This window comes from Paraburkholderia yinzeri (assembly GCF_046581065.1).
In the GTDB taxonomy this organism is placed as follows: domain Bacteria; phylum Pseudomonadota; class Gammaproteobacteria; order Burkholderiales; family Burkholderiaceae; genus Paraburkholderia.
Genome location: NZ_JBFOCJ010000001.1, coordinates 3,190,558 through 3,214,369 on the forward strand (window position 1 = coordinate 3,190,558; position 23,812 = coordinate 3,214,369).

Here is a 23,812-nt window from a genome sequence, read left to right on the forward strand (position 1 = left end):
CACGCCACGATGCAAGCGTCCTCTCCCCCCGCACCGCCGGCCGCCGAGCGCACCTTCGCGGCGCTCGCCGACTGGGCGCGCACGGACGGCCTCGTCTGGATCTACGTCTTCAAGGCCATCGCCGCGGCATTGCTCACGCTCGCCATTGCGATGAAGCTCGATCTGCCGCAGCCGCGCACGGCAATGACCACAGTCTTCATCGTGATGCAGCCGCAAAGCGGCCCCGTGTTCGCCAAGAGCTTCTACCGGCTTTGCGGCACGCTCGTCGGTCTCGTCGTGATGCTCGCGCTGATCGGCCTCTTCGCGCAGCAGCCCGAGCTGTTCCTCGCTTCGACCGCGCTCTGGGTCGGCATCTGCACCGCGGGCGCCGCGCGCAACCGCAACTTCCGGTCTTACGGCTTCGTACTCGCCGGCTACACGGCCGCGCTGATCGGCATTCCGGCCTCGCAGCATCCGGACGGCGCGTTCATGTCGGCCATGACGCGCGTGTGCGAGATCTCGGTCGGCATTCTCGCGTCGGGCTTCGTGAGCGCGGTCGTGTTTCCGCAGTACACGGGCGATCTGCTGCGCTCGACGGTGCGCCGGCGTTTCTCGTCGTTCGTCGACTACATCTCGGCGGCGCTGGCAGGCCAGGTGGATCGTTCGCAGATCGAAGCAACCAACCTGCGCTTCGTGTCCGATATCGTCGGGCTCGAGGCCAGCCGCAGCACGGCCGTGTTCGAAACGCCCGATTCGCGCATGCGCTCGGGGCGTCTCGCGCGCCTGAACACCGAGTTCATGAGCGCCTCCACGCGCTTTCACGCGCTGCACCAGTTGATGAACCGGCTGCGCAGCGAAGGCGCCTCGGCCACGGTCGACGCGCTCGAGCCGTACTTCCGGGAAATCGCGCCGCTCTTCGCCAAGGCCGGCGAGCCAGTGCTCGCGGCCGCCGACGCGGCGCACGTCGCGCGGCAGCTCGACGCCTGGCGCGAAGCGCTGCCGAGGCGCGTGCACGAAACACGCGCCATGCTGGAGACAGAACTGGAAACAGAAATGCGTGACACGCACGCCGGCGCCGCCGCCGGCCTGCTCGACTTCGACACCGCGACGGAACTGCTGTACCGCTTCGTCCACGACATGAACGAGTACACGGCGACCTACGCGTCGCTCGCGGTCGACACCCACTCGCGCGAAAAGTGGATCGCCCGCTACGTGCCGAAGACGAACGGGATCGCAGCCGGCGTCGCGGGCCTGCGCGCGGCGATCGTCATCGGGCTGCTCGGCGCGTTCTGGATCGCGACCGCCTGGCCGAGCGGCACGACCCTCGTGCTGACCGCGGCGGCCACCTGCGCGCTGGCCTCCTCCGCGCCGCAGCCCGCGCGCATGGCGACCCAGATGGCGCTCGGCACCGTGCTCGCGTCGCTCGTCGGCATGATTCTGGTGTTCGGCGTGTTTCCGCGCATCGACGGCTTTCCGATGCTGTGCGTCGCGCTCACGCCGGCGCTCGCGTTCGGCGTGTTCCTCACGACGCGCCCGCCGTACGCGGGCTACGGCATGGGCTACTGCATTTTCCTGTGCTTTCTCGCAGGCCCGGACAACGTCATGCAGTACAACCCGGACAGCTACATGAACGACGCGCTCGCGCTCGCAATGTCGATGGGCGTCACGGCCGCGGCGTTCGCGGCGTTCCTGCCGCCTTCCGCGCGCTGGCAGCGCGAGCGCCTGCTCGCCGACCTGCGCCGCGCGGCGGTGCAGGCGTGCTGCGCGCGCCTGACGGGACTGGGGGGATTGCGCAATCGCTTCGAGAGCGGCACGCGCGACCTCGTGTTCCAGTTGAGCGCGCTGGCCGGCAACGATGAGGCCCAGCGCCGCGACACGCTGCGCTGGCTCTTCGCCACGCTCGAAGCCGGCAATGCCGCGCTCGACCTGCGCGACGAACTGGCGACGCTGCCGGCCCATCCGCGCTACGCGAAGGGCACGGCATGGCGCGAAGCGATCGACGCGACGCTCCAGTCCGTGAGCGCCCTCTTCGACCGCCCGGCCGCGCCGCGCCATGCCGCCGCGCTCGCGGCCACGCGCACGGCCATCGACGCGGCGCAGGGCGTGCTGCACGGCTTCGAGCCGCCGCGCGAAGAACGCCGCCAGTTGCAGCGCATCCTGAGCCATCTGCATTTCATCCGTACCGCCCTCATCGACCCGCAGTCGCCGTTCGCGAGCTGGGCCGAAAGCGAAGGCGCGCATCCCGGCGCAAGCCCTGGAGCCCACCATGCCTCGTGACGTTGCGTTACTGGACGCCTACATTCCCGCGATCGTGCTGCTCTTCATCCTGGGCGCGGCGATCACTTGGGTGCTCGACTCGCTGCTGGCCCGCACGGGCCTGTACCGGGTCGTCTGGCACCCCTCCCTCTTTCGCGTGAGCCTGCTCGTGGTCGTGTGCTGCGTGCTCGGTCTCGCCGTCTATCGTTGAACCGGATTCGAAGCATCATGACACTGCGAAACCTCATTGGCTTTACCGCGACGGCCATCATCTTCGTCGTCGCCCTCCTGGTCGGCCGCGTGCTGTGGGTCCACTACATGGACGACCCGTGGACCCGCGACGGCCGCGTGCGCGCCGACGTGGTCAATATCGCCCCCGACGTCTCGGGCGCCGTGGTCGACCTGCCCGTGCACGACAACGAGTTCGTGCACAAGGGCGACCTGCTCATGCAGATCGACCCGTCGCATTACCAGATCGCCGTGGAGCAGGCCCAGGCCGCCGTCGCCGCGCGCCGTGCCGAACTGACCATGCGCCAGGACGACGCGAAGCGCCGCGCCGACGTGGACAGCCTCGTGGTCTCGCAGGAAAGCCGCGAGAACGCTTCGCATGCCGCCAATTCGGCCCAGGCGCAGTACGAGGAGGCGACCGCCGCGCTCGACGCCGCGAAGCTCAATCTCGAACGCACGCGCGTGATCTCGCCGGTGGACGGCTATGTGACGAACCTGCAGGTGTTCAAGGGCGACTACGCGATCTCCGGTCAGGCCAAGCTGGCCGTGGTGGACAGCCACTCGTTCTGGGTCTACGGCTACTTCGAGGAGACCAAGCTGCCGCACGTGAAAATCGGCAACCAGGCCGAGATCAAGCTGATGAGCGGCGGCACGCTGCAGGGCCACGTCGAGAGCATCTCGCGCGGCATCTACGACCGCGACAATCCGCAAAGCCGCGAACTGCTGGCCGACGTGAACCCCACCTTCAACTGGGTGCGCCTCGCGCAGCGCGTGCCGGTGCGCATTCACATCGACACGGTGCCCGACGGCATGATCCTCTCCGCGGGCACGACCTGCACGGTGGTGGTGAAGCCCGGAACCACCTGAGTGCGCGTGCCGGGCGGGACGGCAAGAAGTTCGGCAAAAAGCGCGACATCATGGAGAACCCGCGTTGTCCGCGTCCGCGGCACTGCCCTATGCTGCGGTGAATCCGGCCCTCGATGCGCGACGAGTGCGACGAAGGCGCGCGCAAAGCCAGCGCGTGCGACGCGAGCCGGACCGAACCCTGCCGGCCCCAAGGCGGCCGGCCGCCCCGGAGGATGGTTGCCATGCGCCGTTACCGCGACTTTCACCGCGAATCGATTGCCCAGCCCGAGGACTTCTGGCGCCGCGAAGCCTCGCGCATTCATTGGGACACGCCGTTCGACACGGTGCTCGACCGTTCGAATCCGCCGTTCGCGCGCTGGTTCTGCGGCGGCCGCACGAATCTGTGCTTCAACGCGGTGGACCGGCATCTTGCCGAACGCGCCCAGCAATGTGCGCTCGTCTACGTCTCGACCGAGACCGGCATCGAGCGCCGCTATACCTATGCCGAGCTGCACGCCGAAGTAAACCGCATGGCCGCCGTGATGCAGTCGCTGGGCGTCGCGCGCGGCGAACGGGTGCTGATCTATCTGCCGATGATCCCCGAGGCCGTGTTCGCGATGCTCGCCTGCGCGCGGCTGGGCGCGATCCATTCGGTGGTGTTCGGCGGCTTTGCCGCGCCCTCGCTCGCGGCGCGCATCGACGACGCGAAGCCCGTGCTGATCGTGAGCGCCGACGCGGGCGCGCGCGGCGGCAAGGTGATCGACTACACGCCGCTCGTGGACGAAGCCATGGCGCGCGCGCAGCACGCGCCGCCCAAGGTGCTCCTGATCGACCGGCAGCTCGCGCCCGAACGCCTCGCCGCCCCCTACCTCGTGGACTACGAGCCGCTGCGCGAGCAGCACTACGGCGCGCAGGTGCCGTGCGTCTGGCTCGAATCGAATGAACCGTCGTACATCCTCTACACCTCGGGCACGACCGGCCGGCCCAAGGGCGTGCAGCGCGACGTGGGCGGCTATGCCGTGGCGCTCGCCGCCTCCATGGAGTACATCTTCGAGGGCCGCGCGGGCGACACGATGTTCACGGCGTCGGACATCGGCTGGGTAGTGGGGCACAGCTACATCATCTATGCGCCGCTCCTCGCCGGCATGACGACCGTGATGTACGAAGGCACGCCCATCCGCCCCGACGGCGGCATCTGGTGGCGCCTCGTCGAGCAATACGGCATCAATCTGATGTTCACGGCGCCCACGGCCATTCGCGTGCTCAAGAAGCAGGACCCGGCGCTGCTGCATGCCGCCGACCTCTCCAGCCTGCGCACGCTGTTCCTCGCGGGCGAGCCGCTCGACGAGCCCACCGCCGCGTGGATTTCGGAGGCGCTCGGCAAGCCGGTGGTCGACAACTACTGGCAGACCGAAACCGGCTGGCCGATGCTCGCGATCCAGCGCGGCGTCGAGGCGCTGCCGCAGAAGCTCGGTTCGCCGGGGGTGCCCGCGTACGGCTACGACCTCACGTTGCGCAGCGAGCATACGGGCGAGCCCTGCCCGACCGGCGAGAAAGGCGTGATCACGCTGGGCTACCCGCTGCCGCCGGGCTGCATGCAAACGGTCTGGGGTGACGACGCGCGCTTCGTGAAGACCTACTGGGAGAGCGTGCCGGGCCACCAGGTGTACTCGACCTTCGACTGGGGCGTGCAGGACGAAAACGGCTACGTGACGATCCTCGGCCGCACCGACGACGTCATCAACATCGCCGGACACCGGCTCGGCACGCGCGAAATCGAAGAAGCGATCTCGTCGCATGCGGCGGTGGCCGAAGTGGCCGTGGTCGGCGTGAACGACGCCGTGAAGGGCCAGGCGGCGCTGGCGTTCGTCGTGCTGCGCGACGCGGCCGCCGCGGCCGATCCGAAGGCGGCGAAGCAGCTCGAAGCGTCGATTGCCGCGACCGTGGATCGCCAGCTCGGCGCCATCGGCCGGCCTGCGCGCGTGCTGTTCGTCGGCATGCTGCCGAAGACGCGCTCCGGCAAGCTGCTGCGGCGTGCCATCGCCGCTCTCGCGGAAGGACGCGAACCCGGCGACCTGCCGACGATCGAGGATGCCTCGGCGCTACAGCAGGTGCGCGACGCCGTGGCCGAGGGGAGTCGCGGCGACGGCGGCGTCTAGATACCGCTTAAACACCGCTTAGCGCGGCGTCGAAGCGTAGACGGAGAGGAAGCGGCGCAAGATGCCGGTGGAATACGTGCCGGCGATATCGGTGAGAAACGTGGCGAACGACGTGCTCGCATGCTCGTCGGCGGTATCGGAGATCGTGCGCACCACGGCGCACGGCAACCCGTATTCGTAGCAGACCTGCGCGATGGCGGCGCCCTCCATCTCGACCGCCAGCGCCTCGGGGTGTGCCGCGCGCAAGGCGCCCACGGCCTCGCCGCTCGCGACGAACTGATCGCCGCTGATCACGAGACCGCGATGCACGCGCGGCTGCCGGGTCTGGAAGCGCTCGGCCAGCGCCGCCCCCTCTTCCGCCACGAAGCGCTCGCAGGCTTCGGCGAGCGCCGCGGCGAGCGCAGGATCCGCCTCGAAGCGCGCGCGGCCAAGCAGCGGAATCTCGAAGCGCGGAAAGAGCGGCTCGGCGTTCATGTCGTGCTGGAGCAGCGTCTCGCCCACCACGATGTCGCCGATATGCACCGCCGGCCCGACGCCGCCGGCCACGCCCGTGAACACGATCGCCTCGACATCGAAGGCATGAATCAGCGCGCTCGCCGTCGCGGCGGCCGCGACCTTGCCGACGCGCGCGAGCGTCACGACACAGGGCGCGCCGTGGACGGTGCCGAGGTGATAGTCGCGCTGACCGAGCGTGCGCGTCGTCACGCCCGACTCCGCGCGCATGGCCGCGAGCAGATCGCCGAGTTCTTCGGGCAGCGCGGCCAGCACGCCGAGCGGACGCGCCGCGGCGCGGGACGATACATTCATCGTTGAGGGTTCCGTAGAGTCCAGTTCGTCGGGCGGTATACGCTCATTCCACCGCTTGCAGTTTCGCCACCGCCAGCGCGAGCCACTTCTCGCCGTGACGCTTGAAGCGGACCTGCGCCTTCGCGTCGGTGCCGCTACCTTCCAGCGCCGTGACGGTGCCTTCGCCGAATTTCGTGTGGAACACGAGCTGGCCCACGCGGAAACCCGTCTCGGCCGCGCGTTGCTCGTTGGCGAACGCCGGCGGCGGGCTCTTGTCCGCCACGTAGGCGTCGCGCTCGCGGCCGCCCTCGGGGCGCGCGAACCAGTCGCGGCCCCAGCCCGCGTTGTCGGAGCGTCCGCCCCAGCGGGCGCCGGCTTCGACCTTCGGCGTGAGCCATTTGAGCGTTTCCTGCGGCAGTTCGTCGAAAAAGCGCGAGCGCACGTTGTAGCGCGTCTGGCCGTGCAGCAGCCGGCTCTGCGTGAACGAGAGGTAGAGCCGCTCCTTCGCGCGCGTGATCGCCACGTACATCAGGCGGCGCTCCTCTTCGAGGCCATCGGCTTCCATCGCGCTGTTCTCGTGCGGAAAGAGCCCCTCTTCGAGACCCGTGATGAAGACCGCCGTGAATTCGAGCCCCTTGGCCGCGTGCACGGTCATCAGCTGCACCGCGTCCTGGCCCGCCTGCGCCTGGTTGTCGCCCGCTTCCAGCGAGGCGTGCGAAAGAAAGCCCGCCAGCGGCGTCATGACGTCGGGGTTCTGCGCGGGGTCCGTGATCGCGGGGGCGTCGAGCACTTCGATCTCGCCGTCCTGCGAGACGATCTCCGGCAGCGCGCTCGCGCCGCGGCGCAGCGGAATCGAGCGCGCGGGCGTGTCGAGGCCGTAGCCCTCCTCGCTCACGAACGCCGTGGCCGCGTTGACGAGTTCCTGCAGGTTCTCCAGCCGGTCCTGGCCTTCGCGCTCGTTCTGGTAGAACTCGGCCAGCCCGCTCATGCGGACCGTGTATTCCACCGTTTCCGGCAGGCTCAGTTGCGCCGTTTCCGCGCGCATCTTCGCGACGAGGTTCGCGAACGCGGCGAGGCTCGACCCGGCCTTGCCCGTCACGTACGGAATCGCCGCCGCCATCGAGCAGTTGTAGAGGCGCGCCGCGTCGGCGAGCTGCTCGATCGAGCGTGCGCCAATGCCGCGCGTGGGGAAGTTCACGACGCGCGCGAACGCGGTGTCGTCGTTCGGGTTGTCGATGAGACGCAGATACGCGAGCGCATGCTTCACCTCCTGGCGCTCGAAGAAGCGCAGGCCGCCATACACCTTGTACGGAATGCCCGCGTTGACGAGCGTGTGCTCGATCGTGCGCGACTGCGCGTTGCTGCGATAGAGCACCGCAACCTCGTTGCGCGCGAAGCCCGTGTTGATGAGCGCGCGGATCTCCTCGACGATCCAGCCCGCTTCCTGCGAATCGGTCGCGGCCTCGTACACGCGCACCGGCTCGCCGTGGCCCGCGTCGGTGCGCAGATTCTTGCCGAGGCGGCGCGAGTTGTGCGCGATCAGGTGGTTCGCGGCGTCGAGAATATGGCCGTGCGAGCGGTAGTTTTGCTCGAGCTTGATCAGGTGTTTCACGCGGAACTCCTGCTCGAAGTCGCGCATGTTGCCCACGTTCGCGCCGCGGAACGCGTAGATCGACTGGTCGTCGTCGCCCACCGCGAAGATCGCGTTGTTCCCGCCCGCCAGCAGCTTCAGCCACGCGTACTGCAACTTGTTGGTGTCCTGGAACTCGTCGACCAGGATGTCGCGAAAGCGCGCCTGGTAGTGCGCGCGCAGCGGCGGATTGTGCGCGAGCAGTTCGTAGCAGCGCAGCAGCAGCTCCGCGAAGTCGACCACGCCCTCGCGCTGGCACTGCTGGTCGTAGGCCTCGTAGAGTTCGACGAACTTGCGGTTGAAGTTGTCGGTGACGTCCACGTCCTTCGGCCGCAGGCCCTGCTCCTTTGCGTTGTTGATGAAGTGCTGCAGGCTCTTCGGCGGGTATTTCTCGTCGTCGATGTTCAGGCCCTTCATCAGGCGCTTGAGCGCCGAAAGCTGGTCGGCCGTATCGAGAATCTGGAACGTCTGCGGCAGGCCCGCGTCGCGGTAATGCGCGCGCAGCATGCGGTTGCACAGGCCGTGGAAGGTGCCGATCCACATGCCGCGCGTATCGATGGGCAGGAGCGCCTGCAGGCGCCCCACCATCTCGCGCGCGGCCTTGTTCGTAAAGGTCACGGCGAGGATCGTGGGGGGCGAGGCGAGTCCCTGCTGGATCAGCCACGCAATGCGCGTGATCAGCACGCGCGTCTTGCCGCTGCCGGCCCCGGCCAGGATGAGCGCCGGCTCGTTCGGCAACGTGACGGCGGCGAGTTGTTCGGGATTCAGGTTCGCGAGCAGATCGGGCATGGAGTACGCAGGAAGCTGGAAGACGCGCGAAAGCGAAGGCGCGCCGAAGATGGGCAGGCCGCCATTATAAGTCTCCCCTCACCGGGCTGCCGCCCTCCGGCGGCGCGGGCCCACTGGCACTTCCCCTTATAATCGAAGGTTTCCGCATCCCTTTTTCGGCAGATTTCACCCATGAGCGACAGCACGCTAGCGAAGAGCTTCGAGCCCCAGACGATCGAGGCCCACTGGGGCCCCGAATGGGAGCGCCGCGGCTACGCCGCCGCGACCTTCACGCCCGGCCGCAGCAACTTCTCGATCCAGTTGCCGCCGCCCAACGTCACCGGCACGCTGCACATGGGGCACGCGTTCAACCAGACGATCATGGACGGCCTCGCGCGCTATCACCGCATGCTCGGCGAGAACACGCTGTGGGTGCCCGGCACGGACCACGCGGGCATCGCCACGCAGATCGTGGTGGAACGCCAGCTCGACGCCCGGAAGATCTCGCGCCACGACCTCGGCCGCGAAAAGTTCGTCGAGCGCGTGTGGGAATGGAAGCAGCAGTCGGGCTCGACCATCACGGGCCAGGTGCGGCGCCTGGGCGCCTCGATCGACTGGTCGCGCGAGTACTTCACGATGGACGACAAGATGTCGGCCGCCGTGCGCGACGTGTTCGTGCGCCTCTATGAACAGGGCCTGATCTATCGCGGCAAGCGCCTCGTGAACTGGGACCCGGTGCTGGGCACCGCCGTCTCGGACCTCGAAGTGGCGAGCGAAGAGGAAAGCGGCCATCTCTGGCATCTGCGCTACCCGCTCGCGGACGGCTCGGGTCACCTGACCGTGGCCACCACGCGCCCGGAAACCATGCTCGGCGACACGGCCGTGATGGTCCACCCGGAAGACGAGCGCTACGCGCACCTGATCGGCAAGAGGGTGAAGCTGCCGCTCACGGACCGCGAAATCCCCATCATCGCCGACGACTACGTGGACCGCGAGTTCGGCACCGGCGTCGTGAAGGTCACGCCCGCGCACGACTTCAACGACTACCAGGTAGGCCTGCGCCACGGCCTGCCGATGATCGAGATTCTCACGCTCGACGCGAAGATCAACGCCAACGCGCCGGAAAAGTACCGTGGCCTCGACCGTTTCGAGGCCCGCAAGCAGGTGGTGGCCGATTTCGAGACGGCGGGGCTGCTCGAATCGGTGCAGCCGCACAAGCTGATGGTGCCGCGCGGCGACCGCACGGGCGTCGTGCTCGAGCCGTTGCTCACGGACCAGTGGTTCGTGGCGATGACGAAGCCCGCGCCCGAGGGCACCTTCAACCCCGGCAAGTCGATCACCGAAACCTCGCTCGACGTGGTGCGCAGCGGCCAGATCAAGTTCGTGCCGGAAAACTGGACCACGACCTACTACCAGTGGCTCGAAAACATCCAGGACTGGTGCATCTCGCGCCAGCTCTGGTGGGGCCACCAGATTCCGGCCTGGTACGGCGAAAACGGCGAGATCTTCGTCGCGAAGAGCGAGGAAGAGGCGCGCGCGCAAGCCGAAGCCAAGGGCTACAAGGGTGCGCTCAAGCGCGACGATGACGTGCTCGACACGTGGTTCTCATCGGCGCTCGTGCCGTTCTCGTCGCTCGGCTGGCCCGAGGAAACGCCGGAGCTGAAGGCGTTCCTGCCCTCGTCCGTGCTCGTGACGGGCTTCGACATCATCTTCTTCTGGGTGGCGCGCATGGTCATGATGACCACGCACTTCACCGGCAAGGTGCCGTTCGACACCGTGTACGTGCATGGTCTCGTGCGCGACGCAGAAGGCCAGAAGATGTCGAAGAGCAAGGGCAACACGCTCGACCCCATCGATATCGTGGACGGCATCGGCCTCGAAGCGCTCGTCGCCAAGCGCACCACGGGCCTCATGAACCCGAAGCAGGCTGCGTCCATCGAAAAGAAGACGCGCAAGGAGTTCCCGGACGGCATTCCCGCCTTCGGCACCGACGCGCTGCGCTTCACGATGGCCTCCATGGCCACGCTCGGCCGCAACGTGAACTTCGACCTCGCGCGCTGCGAGGGCTACCGCAACTTCTGCAACAAGCTCTGGAACGCCACGCGCTTCGTGCTGATGAACTGCGAAGGCCACGACTGCGGCTTCAGCAAACCGGGAGACTGCCAGCCCGGCGATTGCGGCCCCGGCGGCTACACGGACTTCTCGCAGGCCGACCGCTGGATCGTTTCGCTCCTGCAGCGTGTGGAAGCCGAAGTCGCGAAGGGTTTCGCGGACTATCGCTTCGACAATGTGGCGAACGCCCTGTACAAGTTCATTTGGGACGAATACTGTGACTGGTATCTGGAACTGGCCAAGGTTCAGATCCAGACCGGCGCGCCCGAGCAGCAGCGCGCCACGCGCCGCACGCTGCTGCGCGTGCTGGAGACGGTGCTGCGCCTCGCGCATCCGGTGATCCCGTTCATCACCGAAGCGCTGTGGCAGAAAGTGGCGCCGCTCACCGACGCGTATCCGCAAGGCATAGCCGGGGGCGCGGCATCGATCATGGTGCAGCCTTACCCGGTCGCCGAGCCGAAGAAGATCGACGAGACCGCCGAACAATGGGCCGCGGATCTCAAGGCCGTGATCGACGCCTGCCGCAACCTGCGTGGCGAGATGAACCTTTCGCCCGCCACGAAGGCGCCGCTGCTGGCCACGGGCAACAGCGAGCGGCTTGCTAGCTTCGCGCCGTACGCGCAGGCACTGGCGAGGTTGTCGGAGGTCCAGATCATCGCCGACGAGGCAACGCTCGACGCCGCCTCGGCAGGCGCGCCGGTTGCTATCGTAGGAACAGACAAGCTGGTGCTGAAGGTCGAGATCGACGTGGCAGCCGAGCGGGAGCGGCTCTCGAAGGAGATCGCCCGCTTGGCGAACGAAGTGACGAAGTGCAACGCGAAACTCGGAAATGACAGCTTTGTCGCAAAAGCTCCGCCCGCTGTCGTTGAACAGGAGCAGAAAAGGCTGGCAGAATTCCAGGCGACGCTCGGCAAACTGACCGCGCAGTTGGAACGGCTGCCGGGCTGAGGGCCGGAAGCACGGCCTGGCGAGCAGGACGTGACCCAGAGTGCAGGACGCGCGCGCCAACAGGGAGGACCGCGCGGCCTGCAGGACCAGGACTAAAGACATGCTAAAAGTTACAAAAGCGGTATTTCCGGTAGCGGGCCTCGGCACGCGTTTCCTTCCGGCCACCAAGGCCAGTCCGAAGGAAATGCTGCCGATCGTCGACAAGCCACTGATCCAGTACGCCGTCGAGGAAGCCGTGGCGGCCGGGATCACCGAGATGATCTTCGTGACCGGCCGCAGCAAGCGCGCGATCGAGGACCATTTCGACAAGTCCTACGAGATCGAGGCGGAACTCGAGGCGCGCGGCAAGGCGAAACTGCTGGAGCTGGTCCGCAACATCAAGCCGGCGCACGTCGACTGCTTCTACGTACGCCAGCCCGAGGCGCTCGGCCTCGGCCACGCCGTGCTGTGCGCGGAAAAGCTCGTGGGCGACAACCCATTCGCCGTGATCCTCGCGGACGACCTGCTCTACGGCACGCCGCCCGTCATGCAGCAGATGGTGGAGGTGTTCGACCACTACCATAGCTCGGTGCTCGGCGTGGAAGAGATTCCGCCTTCGGAAACACGCTCGTACGGCATTGTCGACGGCAAGGAGTGGGAAGACTCGATCGTCAAGCTCTCCGGCATCGTCGAAAAGCCGGCGCCCGAAGTCGCGCCGTCGAACCTCGGCGTGGTGGGCCGCTATGTGCTCAAGTCCCGCATTTTCGAACACCTGAAGTCGATCAAGCCGGGCGCGGGCGGCGAACTGCAACTCACCGACGCAATCCAGTCGCTGCTCGCCGACGAGCAGGTGCTGGCCTACAAGTACCACGGCACGCGCTTCGACTGCGGCAGCAAGCTCGGCTATCTGAAGGCGACCGTCGAGTTCGCGCTGCGCCACCCCGAAGTGGCCACTGAATTCGCCGAATACCTGCATACGCGCAAGCCGACGATGGAAGGCTGAATTCCGGTCCTGGCGGCGCGAAACGCCGCCGGTATGCTGCCGGTACAAACGACATGGCCCGCGTTCAGCGGGCCATTTTTCTTTGCGCGCGCTCCGGGGAGAGCGACACAGCCGGGGCCGATTTCAGCGCCGGCGCATCAGGAACACGAAAATCTTGTCCTGCTGCGTGCTTTCGACGATCTCGTTGCCGGTCTGCTTCGCGAACGCGGCGAAATCGCGCTGCGAACCGGGATCGGTCGCGAGCACCTTGAGAATCTGGCCGCTTTCCATGTCGGCCAGCGCCTTCTTGGCGCGCAGGATCGGCAGCGGGCAGTTGAGCCCGCGCGCGTCCACTTCCTTGTGAACCTGAATTTGCATCGGGGTTGGATCCTTCGGGGGAGGCGCCTCATGCGGCGCACGGCACATATCAATAGCGCCGATTCTACCGCAGGCGCGCCCCGCCCTCAGGACGCCGCTCAGAGCGTGACCGCCTGCCCCGTCTGCAAGGACTGGCGCAGCGCCTGGCCAATGCGCGTCGCCTCCAGCGCGTCTTCCAGCGTCGCGCCCTGCGCACCGGCGTCATGTGCGCCGCTTGCGCCCATGCGTGCCCGCACCGACGCCACGAAGGCCTGCGCCTCGACCAGGAAAGCCTCTTCGAAGCGATCGAAGAAGGTGGGCGTGCATTCGCTGCGCACGCCGCCCGCATCGTAGATTTCCACGCGGTTCACGCGCGGAATATGCCCGATCGCGAGTGCGCCCGCCGTGCCGATCACTTCGCTCGACGTGTCGTTGCCGTGCGCCATGGTGCGCGACGCATAGAACATGGCAAGACCGCCCCCCTCGAACTCGCAGACCGCCACGCCGTTGTCCACGTCGCCCGCCGCGCGCAGGCCCTCGTGCAGCGCAATCGTGCCCGTGGCGTAGACGCGCGTGGCGCGCGGCTTGCCGAGCAGCCAGCGCGCAACGTCGATGTCGTGCACCGTGCAGTCGAGGAAAATGCCGCCCGAGGTGGGCGCGAAACGCACGAAGAAGCCTTCGGGGTCGTTGAGGTCGCAGGTCTGCGAGCGCACGAGGAACGGGCGGCCGATCGCGCCCGCCTGCACCTTCGCATAGGCCGCCTGGTAGCTCGGATCGAAGCGCCGCATGAAGCCGATCGTCACCTGCTGGTTGTCGTAGCGGCGCGACTCGGCCACCACGCGTTCGCATTCGGCGACGTCGAGCGAGAGCGGCTTCTCGCAGAACACGTGCTTGCCCGCGCGCAGCGCGTCAACGATCTGCTGCGCGTGCAGCGCCGAGGGTGTGACGAGCCACACCGCGTCGAGCGCGTCGTCGGCCAGCATGGCCGCATAGTCCGCGTACAGGCGCGCCGCGGGCAAGGCCTCGCGCGCCCACGCCAGATCCTCTTCCAGCGGGCTGCATGCCGCCGCAAGCGTCGCGCCCGGCACGCGATACGCGAGATTCTGGGCGTGCCGCCGCCCGAGCCGCCCCAGTCCCGCCACACCCACGCGCAAAGGCTGGGTCCGTGGTGTTTCCTGCATCTCCTGCATCCTGCGCCTCCGTCCGTTATGCGCCGACCTTCACCACACGCCCTTCGCGCCACGACTGCGAGGCCGCCTCCGCGAGTTCGAGCGCCTTCAGTCCATCCGCCACCGTCGTGCGTACCGGCGTGCCCTTCGTGACCGCCTCGTAAAAATGCGCCATCTCGCTCGCATAGGCCGCGCGGTAACGTTCGAGGAAGAAGGCCTCGGGCACGTCCTGCGCCACGGCCGTCTTCGACCACGCCACCACTTCCGTGGGCTTCATGTTGCCCGCCTGGAGCATGCCCTCGCTGCCGAGAATCTCGAAGCGCTGGTCGTAGCCGTACGCCGCGCGCCGCGACGTGTTGATCTGGCAAAGACGGCCGCGCTTCGTGCGGATCGTCACCGCCGTCGAGTCGATGTCGCCGGCCTCGGCAATCGCCGAGTCGGTGAGGCAACTGCCGGTCGCGTGCACCGTGTCGGCTTCGTCGCCCAGGATCCAGCGGAAGATGTCGAAGTCGTGGATCAGCATGTCCTTGAAAATGCCGCCCGAGTGCTTGATGTAGTCGACGGGCGGCGCGCCCGGATCGCGGCTCGTCACCACGAGCATTTCCGGCGTGCCGATCTCGCCCGCGTCGAGGCGCGCCTTGAGCGCCGCGAAGGTGGGATCGTAGCGGCGCTGGAAACCGATCATGGCCACCACGCCCGCGCGCTCGACGGCCTCGGCGCACGCGCGCGCACGCTCGATAGCGAGATCGACCGGCTTTTCGCAGAAGATGTGCTTGCCCGCCGCCGCCGACTTGAGTATCAGTCCGGAGTGCGTATCGGTACTCGAACAGATCACGGTGGCGTCGATCGATGCGTCGCCGAAGGCGTCGTCCACGCCGGCCACCTCGGCACCATGCTGCGCGGCGAGCGCGGCGGCGGCGTCGCGATTCACGTCGATCACGTACTTCAGGCGCACGCCGGGCTGGCGCGCGAGATTGCCCGCATGTATGCGCCCGATGCGGCCCGCGCCGAACACCGCAACGTTCAGCGTCTTGCCTGCTGCTTCAGTCATCGTATCCTCCATGGTCCGTCGACTCTTCGACGTTCAGTTCGAGCCGGTACGCAAGCGCGATGAACAGCGCCTGGCACAGGCAGAAAGTGCTCGTGAGCGAGCGGAACGCGAATGCGCTCCCCTCCTTCACGTAAAGCTGGGCGTTCGCATGGCGTGCGAGCGGAGAAAGTTGGCTATCCGTAATGACGAGCGTTTTCGCGTGATGCTGCTGCGCGACGCGCAGGCAGTACTGCGTCTCCTTGCCGTAGGGCGCGAAACTGATCGCGATGACCACGTCGCCCTTCTTCACACTGCGAATCTGCTCGTGATACATGCCGCCGAGGCCCGAGACGAGATGCACGCGCTTTCTCGTATGCTGCAGCGCATAGACGATGTAGCTCGCCACCGGAAACGAGCGCCGCACGCCGATCACGTAGATGTTGTCGGCCTGCTCCAGCATCTTCACGGCCTCGTCGAACTGCGCGTCGTCGAGGCCGGCGTCGAGCTCGTCGAGACCGCTGCGGCAGGCGCCGATGAACTCGCGCGCCACCGCGCCGCCCAGGTCCGGGCTCGCCTTGCCTTCCTTCTCGTCGATCAGTTGGCGAATGCGCTGCTGATAGCTCGTCGCCGAGGCGCCCTGCCCCGCGTAGGCCTGGCGGAACACGGCCTGCAGGTCCGAAAAGCCCGAAAAGCCGAAGCGCTGCGCAAAGCGCACCACGGCCGAGGGGTGCACGCCGCAACTGGCCGCGATGTCGCTCGTGCGGTCCATCATCACGCTCGCGCGGTTCTGCTCGATATAGGTCGCGACGCTCTTCAACTGCCGCGGCAGCGCCTCGTAGTCGTGCGCGACGCGCTGCATCAATTCGTCGACGCCCGATGCAACGTCGCTTGTCTCGTCCGCCATGATCTTTTTCCTTCGCGTTATGCCGCAGTGCCGCAAAACCCTTGCCAGGCGCGGCTTTCAGGGCATACCGACGATGCCGATTATAGGAAGGTCCCCGCTCAAATGGAACAGATTTTCTATTTTTATTTACGATGAAATTTCTGTTGCATCTGGCGCGCCGATCGCCTAATCTTGTTCATGAGCGAGACGACAGGGACGCCCCCAAGCCGCCCCGCTCATCCCAAAAATGACAGACCGAGAAAGGTGGAGACAATGACACAACGCAAGGGCAAGGCAATGCTTGCGCGGGTCGCGGCGACGCTGCTGCTCGCCGCAGGAGTGAGCACGCTGGCCATGCCGGCGGCGCAGGCCGCGGACGCGCACTTCGTGCTGATCAGCCACGCGCCCGATTCGGATTCCTGGTGGAACACCATCAAGAATGCGATCAAGCAGGCCGACGAAGACTGGAACGTCGAGACCGACTACCGCAATCCCCCCAATGGCGACATCGCCGACATGTCGCGCCTGATCGAACAGGCCGCCGCGCGCAACTACGACGGCGTGATCGTCACGATTGCCGACTACGACGTGCTGAAGAGCTCCATCTCCAAGGTCACGGAAAAGCATATCCCGCTCGTGACGATCAACTCCGGCACCGAGGAACAAAGCGCCCAGCTTGGCGCCGTCATGCATATCGGCCAGCCGGAGTACGTGGCAGGCCACGCCGCCGGCGAAAAGGCCAAGGCCGCGGGCGTGAAGTCGTTCCTCTGCGTGAACCACTACGCGACGAACCCGCTGTCGTTCGAGCGCTGCCGCGGTTTTGCCGACGCGCTCGGCGTGGACTACAAGAGCTCCACGATCGATTCGGGCCAGGACCCGGTCGAAATCCAGTCGAAGGTTAGCGCCTACCTGCGCAACCATCCGGACACGGGCGCGATCCTCACGCTCGGCCCGGTGTCGGCGGTGGGCACGATCAAGGCCGTGCAGCAGATGGGCCTCGCAGGCAAGATCTACTTCGCCACCTTCGACTTCTCCGACGACATCGCCAAGGGCATTCGCGACGGCACGATCAAGTTCGCGATCGACCAGCAACCGTACCTGCAAGGTTATATCGCCGTCGCCGTGCTTGCGATCGTGCACAAGGATCACACGACCGATCCCGCGAAGATCCGCCAGATCCTGCAGTCGAATCCGAAGTTCCAGCAGCGCCTCGAGACTTACGGGCTGCAGCCGTCGTACGGCCCGCGCAACATCCGCTCGGGTCCGGGCTTCATCACGAAGGAGAACATCGACAAGGTCGTCAAGTACGCGGGCCAGTACCGCTGATCCGTCCAGTCGTAGCGTAGTAGCAGAGCAGTTTTTCGTCAGCCCCGCGCGGCGACGGTTCGCCCCTCGCGAGTCCCGTTTCGCCCTTCGCTCACCGCGCCGCGCGCTCTTCACCGGTACGTCGCCACCATGTTCCGCCTCACTGCATCATGCATGAGGTGGCGTACCGGGCATCAGCAACTGCATGGGACCTGAGCCGGTGCTAAAGCGCTAACTCCGGTCGACAAAGGAGACATCATGGGTGTAGCCGGCAAACACTTCCCCTCGCATGCACCGGACGGTGGCGCGCAAAACTCCGACGCCACGCCCCCGGGACCGGCAGGGACAGGAGGCTCGGCGGATGAGCGCGTGCGCCGCGAATCGCGCTTCGGCCACCTGCTCGGCAGGCCGGAATTCGCCGCGATTTCCGGCACCGTGCTCGTATTCGCCGTGTTCGCCATCGGCGCCGGCGGCTCGGGCATGTTCGACCTCGACGGCATCATGAACTGGTCGCAGGTCGCGGCCTACCTCGGCATCCTCTCGGTCGGCGCGTGCCTGCTCATGATCGCCGGCGAGTTCGACCTTTCCATCGGCTCGATGATCGGCTTCGCCGGAATGATGGTCGCCATCCCGACCATGTACTTCCACTGGCCAATCGCGCTCTCCATTCTGTTCGCCTTCGCGGGCTGCACCGCGATCGGCGCGCTCAACGGCTACCTCGTCATGCGCACGCGGCTGCCCTCGTTCATCGTGACGCTCGCCTTCATGTTCATCCTGCGTGGCCTCACGCTCGCGCTCTCGATCATGTTCGCCGACCGCACGATCGTCTCGGGCGTGGGCGACGTCGCCAAAGCCGACGCGCTCAGCAACTTCCTCTTTCACGGCACGGCGTTCAAGGGTCTCTTCATCGCCCTCGCCCACATGGGCATCGGCAAGATGCTCGACAACGGCCAGCCGCTCGTGCCGGGCATCCCGAAGGTCATTCTCTGGTGGTTCGCACTTACGATCGTCGGCGCGTTCGTGCTCGCAAAAACGCGCTACGGCAACTGGATCCTCGCCGTGGGCGGCGACGCCAACGCCGCGAAGAACGTCGGCGTCCCCGTCAAGCGCATCAAGATCTCGCTCTTCATGCTGACCGCGTTCTGCTCGTGCCTCTTTGCTGTGCTCCAGGTGTGCGACATCGGCTCCGCCGCCGCCGACCGCGGCCTGCAGAAGGAGTTCGAAGCGATCATCGCCGCGGTGATCGGCGGCACGCTGCTCACGGGCGGCTACGGTTCGGTGGTTGGCTCCGCGTTCGGTGCACTGATCTTCGGTGTCGTGCAGATCGGCATCACCTATACGAACATCGATTCGGACTGGTTCCGCGTGTTCCTCGGCCTCATGCTGCTCATGGCCGTGCTGTTCAACCACTACGTGCGCCGTCGCGTCGCGCAGTCGTAATCCGGAGGCTTCCATGTCCGAAACCACTACCGCAAGCAGCGCGGCAAACAACGCCGACACGATCCTCGCGCTCGAAAACGTCAGCAAGTACTTCGGCAAGGTCATCGCGCTCAACGGCGTCACGCTGCGCCTGAAACGCGGCGAGGTGCACTGCCTGCTGGGCGACAACGGCGCCGGCAAGTCCACGCTCATCAAGACGCTCGCGGGCGTGCACCAGCCCACCACCGGCCAGTACTTCGTGGACGGCAAGCCCGTGCAGTTCGAGTCGCCCAAAGAGGCGCTCGATCTCGGCATCGCGACCGTCTACCAGGATCTGGCGCTCGTGCCGCTGCTTTCCGTCGCGCGCAACTTCTTCATGGGCCGCGAACCGCAGAAGAAACTCTTCGGCCTCCTCAACGTGATGGACCTCGATTCGAGCGCGACGATCGCGAAGGATCGCCTCGCCGAGATGGGCATCAACGTGCGCGACCCGCACCAGGCGATCGGCACGATGTCGGGCGGCGAACGCCAGTGTCTCGCGATCGCGCGCGCCATCCACTTCGGCGCACGCGTGCTGATCCTCGACGAACCCACTGCCGCGCTCGGCGTCAAGCAGAGCTTCAACGTGCTCAAACTGATCCATACCGCGCGCGCCAAGGGCATCTCGGTCATTTTCATCACGCACAACGTGCACCACGCCTACCCCATCGGCGATTCGTTCACGCTGCTCAATCGCGGCCGCTCGCTCGGTACCTACACGAAAGACACGATCAGCAAGAACGAAGTGCTGGACATGATGGCGGGCGGCGCGGAGATGCAGAAGATGATCGCCGAGCTCGACGGCGCGACCATCTGAGCGCGCGGTACGACGGCATCGAATTCAACAGGAATACCTATGGCACTCACCCGTTCCCCCGCCTCGTCCGCCGCAGCCACCGACGCGGCGAGCCGCTTCGCGCCCGGCAAGACGCGCGACATCGTCTGCCTCGGGCGTCTTGGCGCGGATCTCTACGCGCAGCAGGTTGGCGCGCGGCTCGAAGATGTCTCGACCTTCTCGAAGTACCTGGGCGGATCGTCGGCGAACATCGCGTTCGGCTGCGCGCGGCTAGGACTCCAGTCGGCCATGCTCACGCGTGTCGGCGACGATCACATGGGCCGCTTTCTCGTCGAAACGCTCGCGAAGGAAGGCTGCGACACGAGCCACGTGCGCGTGGACCACGAGCGCCTGACCGCGCTCGTGCTGCTCGGCCTGAAAGACCGCGACACGTTTCCGCTCATCTTCTACCGCGAGAATTGCGCCGACATGGCCGTCGATGCGCAGGACTTCGACGAAGCGTTCATTGCCTCGTCGAAAGCGCTCCTCATCACGGGCACGCACTTCTCCACCGAGCAGGTGAACCGCACGAGCCTCACGGCGCTCGACTACGCGCGCCGCAACAACGTGCGCACAGTGCTCGACATCGACTATCGCCCGGTGCTATGGGGCCTCACCGGCAAGGCCGACGGCGAGACGCGCTTTGTCGCGAGCGAAGGCGTGTCGGCACACCTGCAGCGTATTCTGCCGCTCTTCGACCTCGTGATCGGCACGGAAGAAGAGTTCCGCATTGCCGGCGGCAAGGAGTCGCTGGCCGAAGCCCTCGCGTGCGTGCGCGAAGTCACCGGCGCCACGCTGCTCGTCAAGCGCGGGCCGCTCGGCTGCCAGATCATCGAGGGCCCCGTGCCCGCCTCGCTCGACTCGGTGCCGATGCAGCGCGGCGTGGAAGTCGAAGTGCTCAACGTGCTGGGCGCGGGCGACGCGTTCGCCTCGGGCTTTCTCTCGGGATGGCTGCGCGATGCGTCGCTCGAAGACTGCGCGCGCACCGCAAACGCATGCGGCGCGCTGGTGGTGTCGCGCCACGGCTGCGCGCCCGCCATGCCGACGCCCGCGGAACTCGACTATTTCCTGAGCGAAGCCGCCGCCGACCCCGTACGCATGCGCCGCCCCGACCGCGACGCGACGCTTGCACGCCTGCACCGGGTGACGCCGGCACGCGTTCAGCACGACGAAGTGCTGGGCTTCGCCTTCGACCATCGCAACCAGTTCTTCGACCTCGCGCAGCAAACGGGCGCCGACGAATCCCGCGTTTCGCAGCTCAAGAACCTCTTCGTCGAAGCCGTCGCTCAAACCGAGCAGGCGCTTGGCCTGCAGGGTCGCATCGGCGTCCTGATCGACGACCGCTACGGCCAGGACGCGCTGAACGCGGCCACCGGACGCGGCTGGTGGATCGGCCGTCCCGTCGAGCTGCCCGGCTCGGTGCCGCTCGTGTTCGATCACGGCCGCTCGATCGGCACGACCCTGGCGTCCTGGCCCATCGGACACACGGTGAAGTGTCTCGTGCAATACCATCCCGACGATCCCGTCGAGCAGCGCATCGAGCAGGAGTCCCAACTGCGCGCGCTCTACGACGCCGTGCAGGCCAGCGGCCACGAACTGCTGCTCGAAGTGATTCCGCCGAAGCGCGACGGCGTGCCGAACGCGCCCGATACGGTCTACCGCGCACTCAAGCGCCTCTACAACATCGGCCTCTACCCCGAGTGGTGGAAGCTCGAGCCGACGGACGCCGAACAGTGGCGCGCCATCGATGCACTGATTACGGAGCGCGACCCGTATTGCTGCGGCGTCGTGCTGCTCGGACTCTCGGCACCGGTCGAGCAGCTTGAAGAAGGCTTCCGCCTGGCGGCACAGTCGGCCGCCTGCCGCGGCTTCACGGTGGGCCGCACGATCTTCTACGAACCGAGCCTCGCTTGGCTCGCGGGCGAAATCGGCGACGATGAAGTCATCGCGCGCGTGCGCCGCACGTTCGAAACACTGATCGCCGCCTGGCGCGCCTCGCGCGCGAAACCGCAATCCGCCGCCGATGCCGCGACGCTCACCCGCGAGGAGAAAGCAGCATGAACCAGCGCATCGCTCCCGCCGCGACGGAAAGCCACCCGGCTCACCCGGGCGCCCAACAGGCCGCGCACGGTCCGACCGTGCGTCTCACGGCCGCCCAGGCGCTGGTGCGCTACCTGGCCGCGCAGCGCGTGGCTTGCGAGGACGGCTCGGGCCGCACCGAGCCGCTCTTTGGCGGCGTCTTCGCGATCTTCGGCCACGGCAACGTGGCCGGCCTCGGCGAGGCGCTCTATCAGTGGCGCCACGAACTGCCCACGCTGCGCGCGCACAACGAGCAGGCGATGGCGCACAGCGCGATCGCCTACGCGAAGGCGCATTTTCGCCGCCGCATGATGGCCGTGACCACGTCGATCGGCCCCGGCGCGACGAACCTCGTCACCGCCGCGGCGCTCGCGCACGTGAATCGCCTGCCCCTGCTGCTCCTGCCCGGCGACATCTTCGTTTCGCGCGAGCCCGACCCGGTGCTGCAGCAGATCGAGGACCTGCACGACGGCGGCCTCTCGGCCAACGACGCGCTCAAGCCGGTCTCGCGCTACTTCGACCGCATCGTGCATCCGGCGCAACTGCTCAGCGCGCTGCCGCGCGCCATGCGCGTGCTGACCGACGCGGCGCTGTGCGGCCCCGTCACGCTCGCGCTGCCGCAAGATGTGCAGGCCACCGCGTGGGACTACCCGGTAAGCTTCTTCACGCCGCGCCTCGTGAGCTTTCACGCACCCGCTCCGGTGCAGGCCGAGATCGACAGCGCGCTCGACCAGCTCTCGCGCGCGAAGCGTCCGCTGATCGTGGCGGGCGGCGGCGTGCTGTACTCGCGCGCCTCGGAAACGCTGCAGGCGCTCGCGGCGGCACGCGGCATTCCGGTCGCCGAAACGCAGGCCGGCAAGGGCGCGCTCGCGTGGGACGATCCGCTCAACGTCGGCGCGCTCGGCGTGACGGGCTCGCCCGGCGCCAACGCGCTCGCGCATGAGGCCGACTGCATCCTCGCCGTCGGCACGCGGCTGCAGGACTTCACGACGGGCTCGAATTCGCTGTTCCAGCACGCGCACGTCATCAGCCTGAACGCCAACGGCTTTGACGCGATCAAGCACAACGCATGGACCGTGCAGGCCGACGCGAAGCTCGCGCTCGCCGCGCTCGGCGAAGAGCTTGGCGAGTGGCGCGCCGACGCCGGCTGGACCGCCAGAGCCCTGAGCCTCGCGAGCGAATGGCGCGAGCGCGTCGAAGGTCTCACGCATGCCCCGCAGGCACGCAACTCCCTTCCCTACGACGCCGACGTGATCGGCGCGGTGCAGCGCTCGTCGAGCCGCTCGCCCGCCGAAGACATCGTCGTCTGCGCGGCGGGCACGCTGCCGGCCGAACTGCACAAGCTCTGGCGCGCGGGCCGGCCCGGCGCCTATCACGTCGAGTACGGCTACTCGTGCATGGGCTACGAAATCGCGGGGGGCCTCGGCGCGAAGCTCGCGCGTCCCGACCGCGAAGTGATCGTGATGGTAGGCGACGGCAGCTACCTGATGATGAACAGCGAGATCGCCACCTCGGTGATGCTCGGCGCGAAGCTCATCATCGTCGTGCTCGACAACCGCGGCTATGGCTGCATCAACCGGCTGCAGCAAGCCTGCGGCGGCGCCCCGTTCAACAACCTGTTCGACGACTGCGCGCAGGGCCCGCTCGGTGCGCCGCGCATCGACTTCGCTTCGCATGCGCGCTCGCTGGGCGCCCAGGCGGAGCACGTCGCGAACGTCGCCGAGCTGGAGGCCGCCATGCAGCGTGCGCGCGCCTCGGCACGCACCTACCTCATCAGCATCGACACCGATCCCGCGCGCACGACCGCGGACGGCGGCTGGTGGTGGGAAGTGGCCGTGCCCGAGGTCTCGGCGCGCGCGGCGGTGCGCGAAGCGCGCGAACACTACGACGAACGCCTGGCCTCGCGCAGCCGCGGCGAGGAACCCGCCGCGCAGCCGGAAGACACGGCGCCCGCGGCCGCACCGGCCGACGCCGATGGCGCCGACGCACCCGCGCCGCGCGCTGACGATCAAGCCTGAGGAAC

General features: G+C 67.2%; 17 protein-coding genes. 11 read left to right on the forward strand and 6 right to left on the reverse strand.

The genetic code is table 11. From position 1 onward, the window contains the following. The first annotated feature begins 9 nt into the window (after positions 1–9). The 4 genes from WJ542_RS15205 to WJ542_RS15220 all read left to right on the forward strand — a co-directional run bounded on the left by WJ542_RS15205 (position 10) and on the right by WJ542_RS15220 (position 5,468). A complete protein-coding gene (locus tag WJ542_RS15205) occupies positions 10–2,256 on the forward strand; it encodes an FUSC family protein (protein ID WP_411190031.1) in 2,247 nt (748 codons plus the stop codon). Beyond that, positions 2,246–2,446, forward strand: a complete 201-nt coding sequence (locus WJ542_RS15210) for a DUF1656 domain-containing protein (protein WP_027793410.1) — start codon at positions 2,246–2,248, stop codon at positions 2,444–2,446. The genes WJ542_RS15205 and WJ542_RS15210 overlap by 11 nt, the downstream gene beginning before the upstream one ends. 17 nt (positions 2,447–2,463) lie before the next feature. Continuing rightward, the gene (locus WJ542_RS15215) at positions 2,464–3,330 is read left to right on the forward strand and encodes an efflux RND transporter periplasmic adaptor subunit (protein WP_411190032.1); all 867 of its coding nucleotides are present in this window, start codon (positions 2,464–2,466) and stop codon (positions 3,328–3,330) included. Positions 3,331–3,551: 221 nt separating this feature from the next. Continuing rightward, positions 3,552–5,468: a propionate--CoA ligase gene (locus WJ542_RS15220; RefSeq protein WP_411190033.1), complete on the forward strand. Its 1,917-nt coding sequence runs from the start codon at positions 3,552–3,554 to the stop codon at positions 5,466–5,468. An 18-nt stretch (positions 5,469–5,486) separates the two neighbouring features. On the opposite strand, the gene WJ542_RS15225 is transcribed toward WJ542_RS15220, so the two are convergent. Both WJ542_RS15225 and WJ542_RS15230 read right to left on the reverse strand, forming a co-directional pair. After that, positions 5,487–6,275: a 5'-methylthioadenosine/adenosylhomocysteine nucleosidase gene (locus WJ542_RS15225; protein WP_411190034.1), complete on the reverse strand. Its 789-nt coding sequence runs from the start codon at positions 6,273–6,275 to the stop codon at positions 5,487–5,489. Positions 6,276–6,318: 43 nt separating this feature from the next. Continuing rightward, entirely contained in the window at positions 6,319–8,673 is a 2,355-nt protein-coding gene (locus WJ542_RS15230; protein WP_411190035.1) for a UvrD-helicase domain-containing protein, read from the reverse strand. Positions 8,674–8,844: 171 nt separating this feature from the next. Between WJ542_RS15230 and WJ542_RS15235 the strand changes: the two genes are divergently transcribed. Together WJ542_RS15235 and galU are read left to right on the forward strand one after the other, a co-directional pair. Next, positions 8,845–11,712: a valine--tRNA ligase gene (locus WJ542_RS15235; RefSeq protein WP_411190036.1), complete on the forward strand. Its 2,868-nt coding sequence runs from the start codon at positions 8,845–8,847 to the stop codon at positions 11,710–11,712. 100 nt (positions 11,713–11,812) lie between these two features. Further along, entirely contained in the window at positions 11,813–12,694 is an 882-nt protein-coding gene (gene galU, locus WJ542_RS15240) for a UTP--glucose-1-phosphate uridylyltransferase GalU (protein WP_411190037.1), read from the forward strand. A 123-nt stretch (positions 12,695–12,817) separates the two neighbouring features. On the opposite strand, the gene WJ542_RS15245 is transcribed toward galU, so the two are convergent. The 4 genes from WJ542_RS15245 to WJ542_RS15260 all read right to left on the reverse strand — a co-directional run bounded on the left by WJ542_RS15245 (position 12,818) and on the right by WJ542_RS15260 (position 16,133). Then, entirely contained in the window at positions 12,818–13,045 is a 228-nt protein-coding gene (locus WJ542_RS15245) for a sulfurtransferase TusA family protein (RefSeq protein WP_027793404.1), read from the reverse strand. A gap of 104 nt (positions 13,046–13,149) precedes the next feature. Beyond that, a complete protein-coding gene (locus tag WJ542_RS15250) occupies positions 13,150–14,211 on the reverse strand; it encodes a Gfo/Idh/MocA family oxidoreductase (protein WP_411190038.1) in 1,062 nt (353 codons plus the stop codon). Between the two features lie 25 nt (positions 14,212–14,236). Further along, positions 14,237–15,250: an inositol 2-dehydrogenase gene (gene iolG, locus WJ542_RS15255; protein WP_411190039.1), complete on the reverse strand. Its 1,014-nt coding sequence runs from the start codon at positions 15,248–15,250 to the stop codon at positions 14,237–14,239. Then, positions 15,243–16,133, reverse strand: a complete 891-nt coding sequence (locus WJ542_RS15260; RefSeq protein ID WP_411190040.1) for a MurR/RpiR family transcriptional regulator — start codon at positions 16,131–16,133, stop codon at positions 15,243–15,245. The genes iolG and WJ542_RS15260 overlap by 8 nt, the downstream gene beginning before the upstream one ends. Positions 16,134–16,385: 252 nt before the next feature. Here WJ542_RS15260 and WJ542_RS15265 point away from each other — a divergent pair, with 252 nt between their 5' ends. The 5 genes from WJ542_RS15265 (at position 16,386) to iolD (ending at position 23,807) form a co-directional block, all read left to right on the forward strand. Further along, positions 16,386–17,438: a sugar ABC transporter substrate-binding protein gene (locus WJ542_RS15265; protein ID WP_411190041.1), complete on the forward strand. Its 1,053-nt coding sequence runs from the start codon at positions 16,386–16,388 to the stop codon at positions 17,436–17,438. Between the two features lie 237 nt (positions 17,439–17,675). Then, positions 17,676–18,857, forward strand: a complete 1,182-nt coding sequence (locus tag WJ542_RS15270) for an ABC transporter permease (RefSeq protein ID WP_411190042.1) — start codon at positions 17,676–17,678, stop codon at positions 18,855–18,857. Positions 18,858–18,870: 13 nt separating this feature from the next. Beyond that, a complete protein-coding gene (locus WJ542_RS15275; protein WP_411190043.1) occupies positions 18,871–19,692 on the forward strand; it encodes an ATP-binding cassette domain-containing protein in 822 nt (273 codons plus the stop codon). A gap of 39 nt (positions 19,693–19,731) precedes the next feature. After that, complete coding sequence (locus WJ542_RS15280) at positions 19,732–21,771, forward strand: bifunctional 5-dehydro-2-deoxygluconokinase/5-dehydro-2-deoxyphosphogluconate aldolase (RefSeq protein WP_411190044.1); 2,040 nt, start codon at positions 19,732–19,734, stop codon at positions 21,769–21,771. Further along, entirely contained in the window at positions 21,768–23,807 is a 2,040-nt protein-coding gene (iolD, locus tag WJ542_RS15285) for a 3D-(3,5/4)-trihydroxycyclohexane-1,2-dione acylhydrolase (decyclizing) (RefSeq protein WP_411190045.1), read from the forward strand. Before WJ542_RS15280 ends, iolD begins: the two co-directional genes overlap by 4 nt. The last annotated feature ends 5 nt before the right edge of the window (positions 23,808–23,812 follow it).

Excerpts from the sequence above, each read along its gene's own strand:
- WJ542_RS15205 (WP_411190031.1), top strand. The coding sequence starts at position 10 with ATGCAAGCGTCCTCTCCCCCCGCACCGCCGGCCGCCGAGCGCACCTTC.
- WJ542_RS15210 (WP_027793410.1), top strand. The coding sequence starts at position 2,246 with ATGCCTCGTGACGTTGCGTTACTGGACGCCTACATTCCCGCGATCGTG.
- WJ542_RS15215 (WP_411190032.1), top strand. The coding sequence starts at position 2,464 with ATGACACTGCGAAACCTCATTGGCTTTACCGCGACGGCCATCATCTTC.
- WJ542_RS15220 (WP_411190033.1), top strand. The coding sequence starts at position 3,552 with ATGCGCCGTTACCGCGACTTTCACCGCGAATCGATTGCCCAGCCCGAG.
- WJ542_RS15225 (WP_411190034.1), bottom strand. The coding sequence starts at position 6,275 with ATGAATGTATCGTCCCGCGCCGCGGCGCGTCCGCTCGGCGTGCTGGCC.
- WJ542_RS15230 (WP_411190035.1), bottom strand. The coding sequence starts at position 8,673 with ATGCCCGATCTGCTCGCGAACCTGAATCCCGAACAACTCGCCGCCGTC.
- WJ542_RS15235 (WP_411190036.1), top strand. The coding sequence starts at position 8,845 with ATGAGCGACAGCACGCTAGCGAAGAGCTTCGAGCCCCAGACGATCGAG.
- galU (WP_411190037.1), top strand. The coding sequence starts at position 11,813 with ATGCTAAAAGTTACAAAAGCGGTATTTCCGGTAGCGGGCCTCGGCACG.
- WJ542_RS15250 (WP_411190038.1), bottom strand. The coding sequence starts at position 14,211 with ATGCAGGAAACACCACGGACCCAGCCTTTGCGCGTGGGTGTGGCGGGA.
- iolG (WP_411190039.1), bottom strand. The coding sequence starts at position 15,250 with ATGACTGAAGCAGCAGGCAAGACGCTGAACGTTGCGGTGTTCGGCGCG.
- WJ542_RS15260 (WP_411190040.1), bottom strand. The coding sequence starts at position 16,133 with ATGGCGGACGAGACAAGCGACGTTGCATCGGGCGTCGACGAATTGATG.
- WJ542_RS15265 (WP_411190041.1), top strand. The coding sequence starts at position 16,386 with ATGACACAACGCAAGGGCAAGGCAATGCTTGCGCGGGTCGCGGCGACG.
- WJ542_RS15270 (WP_411190042.1), top strand. The coding sequence starts at position 17,676 with ATGGGTGTAGCCGGCAAACACTTCCCCTCGCATGCACCGGACGGTGGC.
- WJ542_RS15275 (WP_411190043.1), top strand. The coding sequence starts at position 18,871 with ATGTCCGAAACCACTACCGCAAGCAGCGCGGCAAACAACGCCGACACG.
- WJ542_RS15280 (WP_411190044.1), top strand. The coding sequence starts at position 19,732 with ATGGCACTCACCCGTTCCCCCGCCTCGTCCGCCGCAGCCACCGACGCG.
- iolD (WP_411190045.1), top strand. The coding sequence starts at position 21,768 with ATGAACCAGCGCATCGCTCCCGCCGCGACGGAAAGCCACCCGGCTCAC.